General features: G+C 64.8%; 18 protein-coding genes. 12 read left to right on the top strand and 6 right to left on the bottom strand.

What is annotated here, in order from left to right; all coding sequences use genetic code 11:
• The first annotated feature begins 38 nt into the window (after positions 1-38).
• From SJI03_RS21630 to SJI03_RS21650, 5 genes are all read left to right on the top strand, one after another.
• The gene (locus SJI03_RS21630) at positions 39-1,205 is read left to right on the top strand and encodes an ABC transporter substrate-binding protein (protein ID WP_322428529.1); all 1,167 of its coding nucleotides are present in this window, start codon (positions 39-41) and stop codon (positions 1,203-1,205) included.
• Between the two features lie 106 nt (positions 1,206-1,311).
• A complete protein-coding gene (locus SJI03_RS21635; RefSeq protein WP_099379617.1) occupies positions 1,312-2,184 on the top strand; it encodes a branched-chain amino acid ABC transporter permease in 873 nt (290 codons plus the stop codon).
• Positions 2,181-3,143: a branched-chain amino acid ABC transporter permease gene (locus SJI03_RS21640; RefSeq protein ID WP_322428530.1), complete on the top strand. Its 963-nt coding sequence runs from the start codon at positions 2,181-2,183 to the stop codon at positions 3,141-3,143. Before SJI03_RS21635 ends, SJI03_RS21640 begins: the two co-directional genes overlap by 4 nt.
• Positions 3,136-3,849, top strand: coding sequence for an ABC transporter ATP-binding protein (locus SJI03_RS21645; protein ID WP_322428531.1), 714 nt, complete (start codon positions 3,136-3,138; stop codon positions 3,847-3,849). Before SJI03_RS21640 ends, SJI03_RS21645 begins: the two co-directional genes overlap by 8 nt.
• Positions 3,842-4,543, top strand: coding sequence for an ABC transporter ATP-binding protein (locus SJI03_RS21650; protein WP_099379620.1), 702 nt, complete (start codon positions 3,842-3,844; stop codon positions 4,541-4,543). The genes SJI03_RS21645 and SJI03_RS21650 overlap by 8 nt, the downstream gene beginning before the upstream one ends.
• Here the strand turns inward: SJI03_RS21650 and SJI03_RS21655 are convergent.
• Positions 4,540-5,955, bottom strand: coding sequence for an alpha/beta hydrolase (locus SJI03_RS21655; protein WP_322428532.1), 1,416 nt, complete (start codon positions 5,953-5,955; stop codon positions 4,540-4,542). The two genes, SJI03_RS21650 and SJI03_RS21655, sit on opposite strands and share 4 nt — an antisense overlap.
• Before the next feature lie 142 nt (positions 5,956-6,097).
• Positions 6,098-7,021 (bottom strand): HDOD domain-containing protein, encoded by a 924-nt coding sequence (locus SJI03_RS21660; protein ID WP_322428533.1) that lies wholly within the window; start codon positions 7,019-7,021, stop codon positions 6,098-6,100.
• 241 nt (positions 7,022-7,262) lie between these two features.
• Here SJI03_RS21660 and SJI03_RS21665 point away from each other — a divergent pair, with 241 nt between their 5' ends.
• The gene (locus tag SJI03_RS21665) at positions 7,263-7,847 is read left to right on the top strand and encodes a DinB family protein (protein ID WP_322428534.1); all 585 of its coding nucleotides are present in this window, start codon (positions 7,263-7,265) and stop codon (positions 7,845-7,847) included.
• A gap of 1 nt (position 7,848) precedes the next feature.
• Here the strand turns inward: SJI03_RS21665 and SJI03_RS21670 are convergent, their stop codons facing one another.
• Positions 7,849-8,241, bottom strand: a complete 393-nt coding sequence (locus SJI03_RS21670; protein WP_322428535.1) for a VOC family protein — start codon at positions 8,239-8,241, stop codon at positions 7,849-7,851.
• A gap of 83 nt (positions 8,242-8,324) precedes the next feature.
• Between SJI03_RS21670 and SJI03_RS21675 the strand changes: the two genes are divergently transcribed.
• From SJI03_RS21675 to fghA, 6 genes are all read left to right on the top strand, one after another.
• Positions 8,325-8,864, top strand: coding sequence for a GNAT family protein (locus SJI03_RS21675; protein WP_322428536.1), 540 nt, complete (start codon positions 8,325-8,327; stop codon positions 8,862-8,864).
• A 131-nt stretch (positions 8,865-8,995) separates the two neighbouring features.
• Entirely contained in the window at positions 8,996-9,247 is a 252-nt protein-coding gene (locus SJI03_RS21680; RefSeq protein ID WP_322428537.1) for a hypothetical protein, read from the top strand.
• On the top strand, positions 9,244-9,486 hold the full coding sequence (locus tag SJI03_RS21685) for a hypothetical protein (protein ID WP_099379627.1): 243 nt from the start codon (positions 9,244-9,246) through the stop codon (positions 9,484-9,486). The genes SJI03_RS21680 and SJI03_RS21685 overlap by 4 nt, the downstream gene beginning before the upstream one ends.
• A gap of 159 nt (positions 9,487-9,645) precedes the next feature.
• On the top strand, positions 9,646-10,317 hold the full coding sequence (gene lepB, locus SJI03_RS21690) for a signal peptidase I (RefSeq protein ID WP_322428538.1): 672 nt from the start codon (positions 9,646-9,648) through the stop codon (positions 10,315-10,317).
• Between the two features lie 48 nt (positions 10,318-10,365).
• Positions 10,366-11,229, top strand: coding sequence for an NAD-dependent protein deacetylase (locus SJI03_RS21695; protein WP_322428540.1), 864 nt, complete (start codon positions 10,366-10,368; stop codon positions 11,227-11,229).
• Positions 11,230-11,285: 56 nt separating this feature from the next.
• Positions 11,286-12,152, top strand: a complete 867-nt coding sequence (gene fghA / locus SJI03_RS21700) for an S-formylglutathione hydrolase (RefSeq protein ID WP_322428541.1) — start codon at positions 11,286-11,288, stop codon at positions 12,150-12,152.
• A gap of 9 nt (positions 12,153-12,161) precedes the next feature.
• Here fghA and SJI03_RS21705 read toward each other — a convergent pair whose 3' ends face one another.
• The 3 genes from SJI03_RS21705 to SJI03_RS21715 form a co-directional block, all read right to left on the bottom strand.
• Positions 12,162-12,827, bottom strand: coding sequence for a dienelactone hydrolase family protein (locus SJI03_RS21705; RefSeq protein WP_099379631.1), 666 nt, complete (start codon positions 12,825-12,827; stop codon positions 12,162-12,164).
• Positions 12,828-13,005: 178 nt separating this feature from the next.
• Entirely contained in the window at positions 13,006-15,324 is a 2,319-nt protein-coding gene (locus SJI03_RS21710) for a xanthine dehydrogenase family protein molybdopterin-binding subunit (RefSeq protein ID WP_322428542.1), read from the bottom strand.
• Positions 15,317-15,784: a (2Fe-2S)-binding protein gene (locus SJI03_RS21715; protein ID WP_099379633.1), complete on the bottom strand. Its 468-nt coding sequence runs from the start codon at positions 15,782-15,784 to the stop codon at positions 15,317-15,319. The genes SJI03_RS21710 and SJI03_RS21715 overlap by 8 nt, the downstream gene beginning before the upstream one ends.

Genomic DNA, 15,784 nt, shown 5'->3' on the forward strand with positions numbered 1-15,784 from the left:
CGACAATAAAACCAAGCCACATCACCGGAGGAGACACGATGAAACGCACCTACACACGCATCGCCATGGCAGCGCTGGTTGCCAGCGCCTGGATGACGCAGGCCAGCGCCGACGAATTCCTGGTCGGCGCAGAAATCCCGCTGACGGGCAACCTGGCGCGGGTCGGCGCCGGCATGCAGGAGGGGATCATGGTCGCGGCCGAAGTCTTCAACAAGACCAACGGCAAGCACACCATCAAGATCATCACCGTCGACGACGAATCGGCGCCCGCCAAAGCCATCGCCGCCGTGGAAAAGCTGGCCAGCCAGGGCGTGGTGGCCATCACGGGCGGCTATGGCTCGAACAATATCTCGCCCGCCTCGGACACGGCGAATAAACTGGGCCTCGTCTATATCACTTCGGGCGGCGTGGACGACAGCCTGGTGGCCAGCGGGCGCAAGAATTTTTTCCGCATCAATAACACGGCCGGCTACGAAAAAGCCATGCTGGGATTGCTGCACGACGTGGGCGCGAAATCCGTCTCCATCGTGTATTCGACCAAGGACGCCACCACGGGCCTGGCCAAGGATGTGGAAAAGGCCCTGGCGGCCAAGGGCGTGAAAGTGACGACGCACTCGTTCGACCCGGCCATTACCGACTTCAAGCCCATCATCAACAAGATCAAGCTGCAGGATAAATCGGAAGTCGTGGCCATGGTCGGCTACGAAAACGACTACGTGGGCATCATCCGCGCCGCCCGCGTCCTGAAGCCGAAGATCAAGGCCATGGTGGGCGTGTGGTCGCTGGCAACGCCGAAAATGGCGGCCGACTTCCCCGACCTGATGCCGAATGTATTCGGCACGGCCCTGCTGCCCTTCCCCACCGAATTCAAGACAGCCGACGGCAAGGCCTTCAGCGACGCCTACAAGCAGCTGTACAAGAAGGAGCCGGACTACCTGGGCCAGTTCGGCTATGTGCAGTCGATGCTGCTGTTCGAAGCCATCGCGCGCGCGGCCGACAAGGGCACGCTCAAGAAAGGCGGCGTGGCCGAGGAAATGCGCAAGACGGACCGCGAAACCCTGATCGGCCGGGTGCAGTTTGCCGCCAATGGCGACAACCAGAATTTCGTGCACCGCATGGCCCAGCACCAGGACAAGAAAGTGGTGATCGTCTGGCCGAAGGAACACGCGACGGGCAAGCTGGCCTATCCCGCCCTGCCCTGGTAACAGCAGCCTCCCGCTGCACACGCGCACGCCTGCCGGGCGTGCACCGATGAACGGCAGCCCTGGCGCATCTTCGCGATGTCCTTGGGCTGCCTGACGGGATGACGACATGACAGAATTAATCTTGCAAGCCCTGTATTCGGGCTTGCTGCAGGGCGGCTCCTACGCCCTGATCGCACTGGGACTGGCGCTGGTCTTCGGCACCATGAAAGTGATCAACCTGGCGCACGGCGAACTGGTGCTGCTGGCCGCCTACATCGCCTACAGCGTGGAATCGGGACTGGGCCTGGGCCCCATGTTCGCCATTCCCATCGCACTGGTGATCGTCAGCCTCACGTCCGTGGGCGTCTACCTGATCGTCAGCCGCATCAAGAAAGACCGCGAAATCAATTCGCTGATCCTCACCTACGGCATCGGCGTCATCCTCACCAATTTCATCCTGCTGGTCTGGAAGGCCGACATCCGTTCGACGTCGTCGAGCTGGCTGCAGGAAGGCATCGAGATCGGTCCGTTCTTCAGCATGCGCAGCGAAGTGATTTTCTTTGGCGTCAGCCTGGTGCTGATGGCGGCCCTGTGGCGCTGGCTGGCCACCAGCTGGTATGGCCGCGCCGTGCGCGCCGTGTCCAGCAACCGCGACGCGGCCAAGCTGATGGGCATCGATCCGGGCCGCACGGAACTGGTGTCGTTTCTGGTCGCCGGCATCCTGGCCGCCTTCGCCGGCGTCGCCCTGTTCAGCTATGGCGTGATCCAGCCCGCCTACGGCGGCGCGCTGACGGTGAAAGCCTTCATCATCACGGTATTGGCCGGCATCGGTTCGATTCCCGGCGTGCTGCTGGCCGCCGTGCTGCTGGGCGTGGCCGAAGCCCTGACCGTCACCCTAGCCAGCTCCGCGCTGCAGGAATTGTCCGGCATGGTGCTGTTCCTGCTGGTGCTGTTCATCATGCCGAACGGCTTGTTCGGCGCACAACGGAGGCGCGGATGAAGCGCTCGACACTGATCTCCACGGCGGGCCTGCTGCTGGCCGCCTATATCGCCGTGCCGCTGGCCTTGGGCGGCAACCAGTATGTGATGAGCATGGTGGTTGCCGCCCTGATCATCGGCGGCGTGGCCATGTCCTGGGCCCTGCTGGGCAACCTGGGCGGCATGGTCAGCTTCGGCCATGCCGCCTTCTTCGGCGTGGGCGCGTATGTCTCCGCGCTGGCCACCGTGAAACTGGGCTTGCCCGTGTTTGCCGCCATGCTGCTGGGCGGTGCGGGCGCGGCCATCGCCGCCATCATCATGCTGCCCGTGCTGCGCCTGCGCGGGCCGTATTTTGCGCTGGCCATCCTCGCCTACGCGCACATCTTCCGCATCCTGGCCACGGAATGGAGCTCGGTGACGGGCGGCGCCGGCGGCATCAACAATATCCCGGCCTTGCCCACCGTCTTCGGCTTCGATCTGGCCAGCAAGACGGGTGCCTACCTGGTGGTGCTGACGCTGGTGGTGGCATGCGCGTTCGCCTACAGCCGCATCCGCGCCAGCCACTACGGCATCGCCCTGCGCGCCATGCACGACAGCGAAGACGCCACGCGCGTCGTCGGCGTCAACAGCACCTTGCTGAAAGGCGCGATGCTGCTCGTATCGGCCTTCATGGCGGGCCTGTTCGGTGCCTTCAACGCCCATTACATCAACTTCCTGGAGCCGGACTACGCCTTCAACAGCCTGTGGGTGACACTACCGATCGTGGCGGCCATCTTCGGCGGCTACCGCACGATACTCGGCCCCGTGCTGGGCGCCGTGGTGGTCTACCTGGTCGACCAGCTGATCTTCAAGTCGCTGATCCCCACGGGCCACCAGCTGGTGCTGGGCGTGCTGCTGGTGGCGATGATCGTCTTCAGTCCGAACGGCTTGCTGCCGCTGCTCCGCAAACTGTTCAACGCGAAGGAGAAAGCACATGCTTGAACTCGATAATGTGTCCGTGCGCTTCGGCGGCCTGACGGCCGTCGACAGCGTCACGTTAAAGGTGGGCAGCCACGACGTGATCGGCCTCGTGGGTGCGAATGGCGCCGGCAAGACCACCCTGTTCAATGCGATTTCCGGCCTGGTGCGCCCCACCAGCGGCGGCATCCGCTTCGAGGGACGCGACATCATGGCCACGCCCATGTACCAGCGCGCGCGCCTGGGGCTGGGCCGCACCTTCCAGATTCCGCAACCGATGCATGAACTGACGGTGCGCGAAAACCTCGTCGTGGCGCAGCGCTTCGGCACCGGCAAGGTAGACCAGCGCAAGATCGATGAAATCCTCGATTTCACGAGCTTGGCGGACAAGGCGCAGCGCGACGCGGCCAGCGAACTGGCGCTGACGGAGTTGAAAGCGCTGGAAGTGGCCAAGGCGCTGGCGACGAACCCGAAGCTGCTGCTGCTGGACGAAGTGCTGGCCGGTCTGGAAACGAACGGCAAGCGCCGCTTCATGGGCATGCTGAAGGACTTGCATGCCGCCTTTGGCGTGGGCATCGTCATGATCGAGCACGATATCGAGACCATCAGCAATCTGTGCCAGCGCGTGGCCGTGCTCAATTTTGGCCAGCTGATCGCCGACGGCACGCCGGACGCCGTCTTCCGCGATCCGGCCGTGATCGAAAGTTATACAGGGGCAGCCCATGCTTGAGATAGAAAACCTGCGCGCCGGCTATGGCGCCATCAATGTGCTGTGGGATGTCTCGCTGTCGATCCAGAAGGGCAAGCTGACCACCATCATCGGCCCGAACGGGGCCGGCAAGACCACCCTGCTGCGCGCCATCATGGGCCTGCTGCCCGTGGGCGCGGGCAGCATCGCGCTCGATGGCCAGTCCATCAACGGCACGCCGACGTGGAAGATGAGCGACGCGAGGGTGACGATGATCCCGGAAGGACGCATGACGTTTCGCGACATGAGCGTGGAAGAAAACCTGATCATGGGCGCGTTTCCGAAGGAGCACCGCAGCCACATGCCGGCGCGCCTGGCCGAAGCCTACGCCATGTTCCCGCGCCTGCACGAACGGCGCAAGCAGCTGGCCGGATCACTGTCCGGCGGCGAGGCGCAGATGCTGGCCATGGCGCGGGGATTGATGTCGGATCCGTCGCTGCTCATCATCGACGAACCTTCGCTGGGCCTGGCCCCGCTGGTGGTCAACGAGCTGTTCGAGATCCTCGCGCGCCTGAACGACGGCAAGCGCACCATCATCCTCGTCGAGCAGAATACGGCGCGGGCCGTGGGCGTGGCCGACCACGTCTACCTGATGCAAAGCGGCAAGGTGGCGCTGTCGCAAAAAGCCGATGAGGTCGACCTCGAGCACCTGCACGAACTGTATTTTGCGCGCTAATCGGCAGCAAACACCAGTCCCGGCATCCTGGCCACGCAATCGAAATTCAAGGGTGCACGCGGGTCGCGCAGGAAGGCCAGCGTCAGCTGCCCGCCGCAGCGGTTGAACATGGCGCCATGCGCCTGGCCCGGTATCTGCACGAAACGCGCATTGGGCATGCTGCGCAGCAGGCGCCGGCCCCAGGCTGGCGGCGTCACGGGATCGAATTCGCCGGCCAGTATCAGCACCGGCACGTCGCTTTTCACGGCATCGTTTGCCTGCGCCGCGGCTGCGGCCACGCGCCACGCGCCGCACATCCCAGGTGTCGCCGTGCGGTTATCCACACCGCCCAGCCCCAGGGCCGGCGACACTTGCGCAGCCATGCGCCCGGGCTGCTCGAACGGCATTTCCTCGCCGCACCAGACCGACAGGCGCAGCCCCCAGTTGAAGCTGGAAGGTACGCTGCGCAGCAATGGCAGCAAGCCTTGCGGGCGGCCCTGCGCCGCTTCGCTGATCAGGCGGGGCAAGGCGGGAATCAGCGCCGGCTGCTGCAAGCCCTCGGCCAGGGCGTTGACGATGTCGCGCCGGCGCAGCACGCGTCCTGGCGCCGCAATGCCGTCGCGGTCGGCGCGCGCAAGCAAGGCGCTGAAACGTCCGCGCAGGTCCGGGTAGCGCAAGTCGCACGCCGGTTCCGTCGCGCAGCCGTCGAGCACCAGGTCGATGGCGCGCCGCAGCGGCGCGGCGGCCATTTCGTCATAGTTGATATCGACCGGCAGCACGGAGTCGAGCACCACGCTGCGCACGCCCTCGGGATGGCGCGCCAGCACCGTCTGGGCCAGGCGCGTGCCGTACGAGTAGCCGATCAGGTTCCACTGCGCGATGCCGAGCAGGCGGCGCAGGTCGTCGAGGTCGTCCGCCGATTCCGCCGACGTGTAGCCATCCCGATCGATGCCGGAGGCCACCAGGGCGGCGCGGCAACGCGCAACGGCCTCGGTCTGCACCGCCGGCGTGGCATCCGCCGCACGTAGCGCGTTCAGTTCAGGACAGGCCAGCGAAGGCTGCGCAAACTTGTTGCCGCGTCCTTCCAGCAATATCTGGTCGCGTTCCAGCAAAAACGGATTGCCTTTGGCGCTCGTGCGCCCGTCGATGCTGCTCAGGCCCGGACCGCCGGGAAGATACACGACGGGATCGGCTGCGGGAGCTGCTGCACTGCTGCGGAAAATCATGACCGGCAAGGCGATGGCGCGGCTATCGGCCTTGCCCCGATGTTCGGGTACCGTCAGCATGCCGCACTCTATCTTTTCGCCCGGCAGCACCGGCACCGCACAGGCGGAAGGCGTAAAGGCCGGTTTGACCGGCAGCGTATCGGGCGCGGCAGCGGCCGCGCTTGAAAAACACGCGGCGGCAAGGATGGCTTGGCGAAATGGGAGCAAGGAACCTCCTGGGAGCATGGGCAGACGACAGGATCGAGTGGCAGGCTGGCCACTCAATTGCTTGCCAGATTGCTACACAATCGCGGCCCTGACCGCAAGAGCCTGCTACCGGGGTGGCGCGGCGTTGACCGGCCTGCGGCCATCACTCCTCGTCATCCTCGTCATCCTCGTCGGCCAGCTTGTCGAACACCAGCAGCTCACTCTTGCCCAGTCCGGTCATCACGAAGGGATCGTCGGCAGGAAAGCGGCCCGTATCGACCAGCATGCGCAGCTTGCTCAAGCGGTCGCCCAGCGCCAGCGCTTGCGCCTGCGGATCGGCATCGGAATCTGCTTGCCCGGCCTGCCCGATCGCGCGGGTCACGGACTCGGGAAACTCCCATAATTCGGCGATCCGTACCGACAGGATGCGCGCTTGCGCAAACACCTGGGCAATGAAGGCGTCCGATTGCGGGAAGGCATCGGGCGCATGCATCTGGTCGATCAGGCGGAACGCCACCACCAGGCCGACATTGGCCAGCAATCCAGCCAGATAGGCGTCGAAGGCGTTGGCCTGCATGGCGGGCGCGACCAGGTTGGCCGCCAGCGCGCATTTCTCGGACTGGCGCCAGATCAGCGGCGCCGTACGTATGGTCAAGCCGCCGCTTTGCATGCTGACGATGGGACGGAAGGCGACGCGGGCCAGCAGCATGCGCATGCCGTTTTGCCCAAGCAGCATGATGGCGCCTTCCATGTTGTTGATCGACGGGCTGGCGTTGTAGCGCGAATGGTAGCGGGGCCGGTTCGCTTCGCGGTAGACCTCGGCCACCAGCAGCACGTCCTGGGCCAGCTGGCGCGACAGCTCGGCCGCGCTCATGTTTTCATTTTGCAAGGTCCGCATCAACTGCGGAATGATGGCCGGAATGCGCGGCACCAGCGCGGCACCGGCGATCGGCTCACGGGCCAGGCGCGTCAATTCGTCCAGAATCTGCTGTTCCGCCTGCTTTGTCGCCTGCGCCGAACCGGCGGCCGCCAGCCAGCGGTAGTAGATGGCATCGATCTCGGTGATGCTGGCTGGCTGCCGTGCCATCTCGGGCGCCGCCGCTGCCGTGAGGGGCGCAAGCTTGTTTTTTTGGTCGCCGCCGTTCAGTAATTTTCCTATCCAACCCATTTTATTCTTCTAGCCCTATCTGCATCACTATCGCGACATCCGCCCCGCGATTTTACTTGATGACAGCCGTGCCGGTACGGCGGGCGTGACCAGCGTTGCCCATCTGCCGCAAAGTGCTACAGTGGCGCCCTCGCAGCTACCCTTCTTTGCAAGGTAAATCATGAGCAATATGCTGGCCCAGTACGTCACCACCCAGGCCTGCAACAACGCCTGGGCCAACCACCGCCTGCTGAAGGCTTGCGGCGAACTGACCGAGGCCGAGTTCCAGGCCGCGCGCATCAGCTTTTTTCCCACCATCCAGTCCACCCTGAACCACATCCTCACATGCGACTGGTTTTACCTCGATGCGCTCGAGCGCGAGCTGCGCGGCGAAGCGCCGCATGCCGACTGCTATGTCTTCTTTGAAAAGGACGAGCCATTTACCGACTGCGCCACGCTGCAGGCGGCACAGCAGGCATCCGACGCGCGCCTGATCGCCCATTGCCGCAGCCTGTGCGACCTTGACCTGGCGCGGCCCGTGACGATCCTGCGCGACACGCCGCAAGTCGACACGCGACTGCGCATGCTGGCGCATCTGTTCCAGCACCAGATCCACCACCGGGGGCAAGTGCACGCCATGCTGGCCGGCACGCGCATCGCACCGCCCCAGCTCGACGAATTCTATTGCGCCGGCGAAGCGGACGAGCGGGCGCAGGACTTTGCGGAGTTGGGCTGGACGGAAGACGCCGTCTGGGCTCCCCGCTGAATCACTCCCCGGCGTGGCAGCAGACGCACAGCTTGTTGCCGTCGAGGTCGCGGAAGTAGGCGCCATAGTAATTCGCGTGGTAATGGAGGCGCAAGCCGGGTGCCCCTTCGCACGTGGCGCCCAGCGCCAGCGCAGCCTGGTAGCTGCGGTCCACCTGGGCGCGGCTGGCCGCCAGGAGGGCCGTCATCTGCCCATTGCCGGGCGCGGCCGGCAAGCCGTCATGCGGCGCCGTCAGCACGAACAGGGGGCGCGGCGCCTGCTGCGCCATCCAGCCGGCCCAGGGTTGGGCGGGATCATGAAATTTCTCGATCAGATCGAGTTCACCCAGCAAGACCGTGTAGAAGGCGTAGGCGCGGGGAAAGTCATTGGTGCCGAGGCAAATATGGGACAGCATGCTGCTCCTTGATGAATTCAGGCGGGTGTGCGGCGAAATGCGCCAGCTGATTATAATGGCGCATCGCTTTTTGACACGCTCCCATGCCAGACCTCGACCGCCTTCAGCTACACCCGCCGGCCAGCAGCGACCTTCCCGCCTTGCTGGCCTTTGAACTCGAAAATCGCGCGTATTTTGAAAACTGGGTCACGGCGCGCGCGTCATCCTACTATCACCGGGAAGCCATCGCCGCCGCCATCGAGCAGGCGCAGCGCGAGCGCCAGCAAGACCTCGTCTACCAGTACCTGGCAAAACTGGACGGGCAAATCATCGGCCGGGTCAACCTGACGGCCGTTACCCGCCCCTATTTCAATAAAGCAACGCTCGGTTACCGCATAGGCGAACAGTTCGGCGGACGCGGCTACGCCACCCGCGTGGTCGCCCTGTTGCTGGAAGAGGCTTTCGGCCCACTGGAACTGTGGCGCCTGGAAGCGACGGCGCGGCCGCAAAACCTGGGCTCGGTCGCCGTCATGCAGCGCAACGGCTTTCACCAGTATGGCCGCTCGGAAAAGGCCATGCGCTTCCAGGATACCTGGTCGGACTTGCTGTATTTTGAACGGCGCGACACGCAAACCATGGCCTGAGACGGCGCATTTTTCTGCCAGCAACACGACTTTTATCCTATCACCGGCGACTTTGTGCAAACGCAAAGCAGTGCGATATTGGACTGATAACTTCAAGGTTCGGGAATCTTCCCTACCTTGCCAAGTCCAACATGAAATTGCGGCTACGCCTGTTCGAACACGTGCTGGTGGTGCTGGCATTGGCCGTCGTCATCTTTGCCGCCGCCATCGTGCTGGCACGCATGACGCAGTGGGCGGAAGCGCGGGAACTGCCCGCCTATCTCGTGCAAGGCATGCACCTGGTTGGCAAGGTGCTGTTTTTCCTGGACGGCTGCATCGTCATTGCCGTCAGCAGTATCCTGGCCGCCCGGCTGTTCCGCATGCTCACCAAGGAGGATGTATGAACGACTTTCACTACCTGCTGATCCTGCGGCATCCGCGCCGCTTCTGGTGCAGTGCCATCGTCATCGCCGTGGTCTCGGCCATCGTGTTGGGGCCATGGCTCGACAGCATGCCATGGCTGGTGGCGATCCCCTTCGTGGGCGGCGGCTTGCTGGTGGCGCTCGGCGAACTGTGGGATGACCTGCACGGCAAGCGCCTGCGGAACGGCGACGACACGCAGACACCGTGCCAGCACCCTTGATACCGGCGTAGTGATGCATGCACGCAACAGCGGTACGCCATGGCGCGCGCATTGGCGTGATTTAAGACTGGCTTCAGCCTCGCCGTGCATCGTGATATGGCGCCAGCAGCAATGGCGCCCCCTTCACCATCACGGGCACAGCCCAGCGAAAGAGCCGACATGAGCACATGGATGCGCGCCAACAAAGGTTTTTTGATGTTCCTCCTGCTGTTCGGCGTGTTCCGCACGGCCGTGGCGGACTGGAATCCCATACCGTCGGCGTCGATGCGCCCCAACCTGCTCGAAGGCGACGTGGTCTTCGTCAACCGCCTGGCCTTCAACCTGAAAGTGCCGCTCACCGATATCGTGCTGCAGCGCCTGGGCGAACCGCAGCAGGGCGACATCGTCACCTTTTCTTCGCCGAAAGACGGCACGCGATTGATCAAGCGCATCATCGCCCTGCCCGGCGACACGGTGGAAATGCGCAACGAGCAGCTGGTCATCAATGGCCAGCCCGCCCAGTACACTGCGCTCGACACGGCGCCGGAAACCATCGCCCACGTGGGCCAGCTGACGGCCCAGCGCATCAGCGAACGCAACCAGACCGAACAGCACCGCATCCAGGTCTTGCCGCAAATGACGGGCGCGGCGCGCAGCTTCGCCCCCGTGACGGTGCCGGCCGACCATTTCCTCATGCTGGGAGACAACCGCGACAACAGCGCCGACTCGCGCTATTTCGGCTTCGTGCCACGTGAATTACTGATCGGCAAGGCCGAGCGCATCCTCGTCTCGGCCAATATCCAGGACCATTGGCAGCCGCGGCTGCAGCGTTTCGGCATGAAGCTGGAATAAACATCACCCTTGCAACGGCGTCGTGCTTTTCGGTTAGCATGGCGCATCATGCAAAATTTTTCCTTCGCCAGCCAGCAGCCCGCCAGCGACGCTCTTGCCCTTGAGCAGCTGGCGCAGTTCCTGCAGCGCCATCCCGACGTGCTGCTGCTGACGGGCGCCGGCATCAGCACGGCGTCCGGCATACCGGACTACCGCGACACGCAAGGCGTGCGGCGCGGCAACGCACCCGTGCAAGGCCCCGATTTTCGCCGCCTGGAAGCCGTGCGCCGCCGCTACTGGGCGCGCAGCATGGTCGGCTGGCCAACCCTGGCGCGCGCCACGCCGAATCCCGGTCACCTGGCCATCGCGCAACTGGCCCAGCGCCGGAGAATAGGCGGCCTGGTCACGCAGAACGTGGATGGCCTGCATCAGCAGGCTGGCAGCCCAGCCGTCACGGAGTTGCACGGCAGCATACATGGCGTGGTGTGCCTCGATTGCCGGACCCGCCACACGCGCCGCCTGATCCAGGATCAGCTCGAACATGACAATCCGCAACTGCTGGGCGCCACGGCCACGCCGGCGCCCGATGGCGACGCCTTGCTGGAACCATCGCAGCTGGCCACCTTCCACCTGCCCGTCTGTCCCCGCTGCGGCGGCACCTTGCAGCCCGACGTGGTGTTTTTCGGCGATGGCGTGCCCGCCGCCTGCGCGGCCGAAGCCGAAAGCAAGATGCGCACGGCCAGCGCCCTGCTGGTAGTGGGTTCATCGGTCATGGTGTATTCGAGCTTTCGCCTGTGCCGCATGGCGGCCGAAACGGGCAAGCCTGTGGCCGCCATCAACCTGGGCAAGACGCGCGCCGACCATTTACTGACCTTCAAGACCGAAGCCCCGGCACAAGACATCTTGCCTGCATTAGCGGCCATGCTGGGCTGATCCCGTGCCGGCGCTGCGCCGCTCTCGCTATACTGTGCGATTAACGAGGAGAATTCATGCTGGAACTGTTGAGTGAACACGCCTGTTTTGGCGGCGTACAACGCTTTTATCGCCACGACGCGCAAGCCATCGGCTTGCCCATGCGTTTCTCGGCCTTCATTCCCGACACGGCGCCAGGCGCCACAGTCAGCACCAAGCGCCCTGCCCTGTTTTACCTGGCGGGCCTGACCTGCACGGAAGAAACATTCATGATCAAGGGCGGCGCGCAGCGCGTGGCGGCCGAGGAAGGCGTGATCCTGATCGCCCCCGACACCAGCCCCCGTGGCGCGAACATTGCGGGCGAAAGCGACTCCTGGGATTTCGGCGTGGGCGCCGGCTTTTACGTGGACGCCACCGAGACGCCGTGGAGCAGCCATTATCGGATGTATAGCTACCTGCTGGAACTGCGCGCCCTGCTGGAACAGGAACTGGCGATCGATGCGCAACGCACAGGTATTTTCGGCCACTCGATGGGCGGCCATGGCGCGCTGGTGCTGGCCTTGCGCAACCCGGAACTGTTCCGCTCCGTATCCGCCTTCGCCCCCATCGCCGCACCGAGCGAGTGTCCGTGGGGGAAAAAGGCTTTCACGGGCTACCTGGGCAGCGATGAGTCCAGCTGGCAACAGTACGACGCCAGCGCGCTGATGCGCGGCCTGCAAGGCAAACCGGCACTGTTTCCTAACGGCATTTTGATCGACCAGGGCCTGGCCGACAAGTTTTTACCGGAGCAACTGTACCCCGAAGTATTCGAAGCGGCGTGCCGCGACGCCGGCCAGCCATTACGGCTGCGCCGCCATGCCGGCTACGACCACGGCTATTACTTCATCGCCAGCTTCATGGAAGAGCATGTGCGCTTCCATGCGAAGAACTTGCGCGCCGCCTGATCTGCTGCGCTACTGCGCCGTGCTGGTATGCCCGTTGAAATGGCGCGTGTACCAGTCCGTGGCCAGCAGGGCCGCCTGGTGACGCGTGTCGGGGCCGCCAGGCGCGGCGATCTGTTCCAGTTGTTTGTCGCAGCGCAAGGTGGCGAACGCCATGCGGTTCAGGCCGGCCACGTCGGGGTCGCGCCCGCCCACGATCAGCAACGATGGCACGCGCACGTTTTCCAGCGCCGCCTTGCCGGCCATTTCCACCTGGCCATCGCAGACGGCCAGCGCGGCGATTTCCGCGCTGCGCCAGGCCGCCAGCTGCATCACGACGGCAGCGCTGGTGCCATAGCCGTACAGGCCGCAGGGCAAGCGCCGCGTGGATGCGTCGAGCTGCAGCCAGCCCAGGGCTTTTTCCAGTTGGCGCGCCAGCAGCACGATATCGCTGCGCACGAAATACGCGTGGCCATTGCTGCCGCCGCCAGGCCCGACACCGCCCTGGTCGAAACGCAGGGTGGCGATGCCCGCTCGCAAAAAATCCTGGGAAGTGGCATGGCTGGAGGCGCCCAGGTAGTCGCTGTCGGCGCCTGCGCCGTGGGCAAACAGGACGATGCCCACCGGCCGCTCGGGCATGTCAAGCACGCCATCCATTTGAAGTTCATCGGCCGTAATGCTGACAAATTGTTCTTGCATGGTTGCCTCCGCAATCGAGCTGGGATCAAGCTAAAGCTGAAGTCAAGCTGTGCGCTGATTTTACGCTGATCTTGCCGGGCCGGGGGACAGCCTGCATGCCCCGGGCGACTAAGCTCAGTGTAGCAGCCCACGGCCATTCCTGCGCGGCCGTTCACGCCTCGCCGCCAGGAAGGCAAGACTATACGGCGCCGTGCCGGTCCAGCCCCTTCAGCACGGCTTCCGGGCGGATCGGCAAATGCCGCACGCGCGAAGCCACGGCGGCGAAGATGGCGTTGCCGATCGCCGGCGCCACGGCTGTCGTGGGCGGTTCGCCCATGCCCGTCGCCGTTGCCGTGCTGACCACAAATTCGATATCGAGCTCGGGCACGTCGGCCATGCGCAAGGGCGTGTAGGTATTCAGATTGGTATCCTTCACTTCGCCGTTCAGGAAAGCCGTTCCCTCATGCAAGGCCATGCTCACGCCCCACAGGGCGCCCCCTTCCGCCTGCGCCAGCGCGCCATCGGGATCGACGATGCTGCCCGCGTCGATCACCATGAACAGCTTTTCGACTTTCACCATGCAAGTGCTGCGATCGACCTTGACTCGCGCCACGCACGCCGTCCAGGTGGGCATGTCGCGTTCCTGGCCGAAGGTGGCGGCGATGCCCAGGCCCGTGTCGGGCGGCATGGCCGTACCCCAGCCGGCCTTGTCCGCCACCCGCTGCAGCACGTGGGCCAGGCGCGCGGCGCCGCCGACGGCGTTCGGCGCGCTGCCCGCATTTCTCCCCGTGGCCTGCAGCAAGGACAGCCGGAACGCCAGCGGATCGACCTTGGCCGCCTGCGCCGCCTCGTCCATGAAACTTTCCACAGCCCAATTCGTCCAGCCCGGCCCCACGGAGCGCAGCCAGCCGGGGCGGAAACTGCTGTTGGCCAGGTCGTTCGACACGGCCCGCACGCGCTGCGCGCCCACCGTGTACCAGTGGTCGGCGCCGGCGATGGCGAACGGGTCGTACGGATGACCCTGCTTATCCTTGGCCAGGAAAGCGGGAATCATCGCTTGCGTGGGCCAGCCCGCGCTGGCCTCGTGCACCATGGCCGACACCTTGCCGGCGGCGTCGAACGCCATGCGCACATGCTGCACGGACGGCGAACGGGGCGAATCGAAACGGGCGTCGTCGGCCCGCGTGCAAATCATCTTGACGGGGCGCCCCACGGCTTGCGCCGCCAGCGCGGCCGGCACGCAATAATCGCCATTCAGGCGCCGCCCGAAACCGCCGCCGAGCAGATAGGTGTGCAGCATCACCTTGCTTTCCGGCACGTTCAACGCTTGCGCCAGCACGGGCAGGATCAGCGATTGCCACTGATTGCCCGCATGAATGTGCCAGACGCCGTCGATTTCCTGCGCCAGGGCATTCACCGGTTCCAGCTGGAAATGCAACACGGTGCTGGTCGTATAGTGGCGTTCCAGTTGCAGGCTGGCATCCTTGAACGCTTGCTCCACGCCATCATCATCGACCACGCGGGCGCCCAGGCTGGCATCGGCCAGCTGCTTGGTGGCATAGTTGAGAATATCCTGCTCCGCCACGTGGGCCGCCGGGCCGGCCCGCCATTTCACTTGCACCAGGTCGGCCGCGCGCATGGCGGCCGCATACGTTTCGGCCACCACCATGACCCAGCCGGGCACTGTGCCGCTGGGGTCTTGCAAGGCGAACGAGCGCAGGTAGCCCTTGACCTTTTTCGCGGCCGTATCATCGATGGACACCACTTTCGAGCCGTAGCGCGTGGGCGGGATCTTCGGACGCGCAAACAGCATGCCCTCGATTTCCGCATCGATTCCATACACGGCCGTGCCATTGATTTTCGCGGGGATGTCGAGCGCCTGCACCTGCTGGCCGATCAGGCTGCGCTGCGGCGGCGTCTTGAGCACGATGGCTTTCAGTTGCTCGGACGTGTACTGGCGCGCCAGCTTGCCACGGCGCACGATGTCGCCATAGCTGATCGACCGCCCCCGGCCATGCACGACGCCCAGTCTGGCGTGGCAGGCGGACACAGGCACGCGCAACAGGCGCGCGCCCTCCTCGACCAGCGCGAGGCGGCCGGCCGCACCGGCACGGCTGAGCGGATCGAAATTCTGCCACACGGACCAGCTGCCGCCCGTCACCATCAGTCCCCATTTCGGGTCCGTATCCACGTAATGCAGGCGCACCTTGCTCCAGTCCGCCTCCAGCTCCTCGGCAACGATACGCGCCAGGGCCGTGCCGATATGCTGGCCCATTTCCGCCTTGGCGATATTGACGGTGATCATGCCATCGACGCCGATATGGAACCAGATGCTGGGGTCGAACACGGGTGCTGAGGGCTTCGCGGGCGGCACGGATGCCGCCTTGCCGGCGGCCAGGGAGCTGTCAGCGCGCAAGAAGGCCAGAGTAAAACCGGTGCCTGCAGCGGCGATCAGGAAACCGCGCCGCCCCAGCGAGCTGGGACGGGCAGCAGAATTTTCTTTCGGCAACTTAAGCACCGGGCGCCTCCTGCATGCCGGCCGCCAGCTTGATCGCCTTGCGGATGCGCACATACGCCATGCAGCGGCACAGGTTGCCGCTCATGACGGCATCGATATTCGCATCCGTCGGCTGCGGATAGTCTTGCAACAAGGTGGCCGCCTGCATGATCTGGCCCGACTGGCAATAGCCGCACTGGGGCGCCTGCGTGGCCAGCCACGCCCGCAGCAAAGGGTGCGTGCCATCGGGCGAGAGGCCTTCGATGGTGGTGACGGCGCAGCCGGCCACGGCGGCAATCGGCGTGATGCACGAGCGCATGGCGCGGCCATCCACGTGCACGGTGCAGGCGCCGCACATGCCGATGCCGCAGCCAAACTTCGTGCCCTTTAAATGGACTTCATCGCGCAGCACCCACAGCAGGGGCGTCTCGGCGTCGGCCTCGGTGCCGAAGGGCTGTCCATTGACAATAAGGTTATACAT

Origin of the sequence: Janthinobacterium sp. GMG1 (assembly GCF_034427795.1) — a bacterium.
Taxonomy (GTDB): domain Bacteria; phylum Pseudomonadota; class Gammaproteobacteria; order Burkholderiales; family Burkholderiaceae_D; genus Janthinobacterium.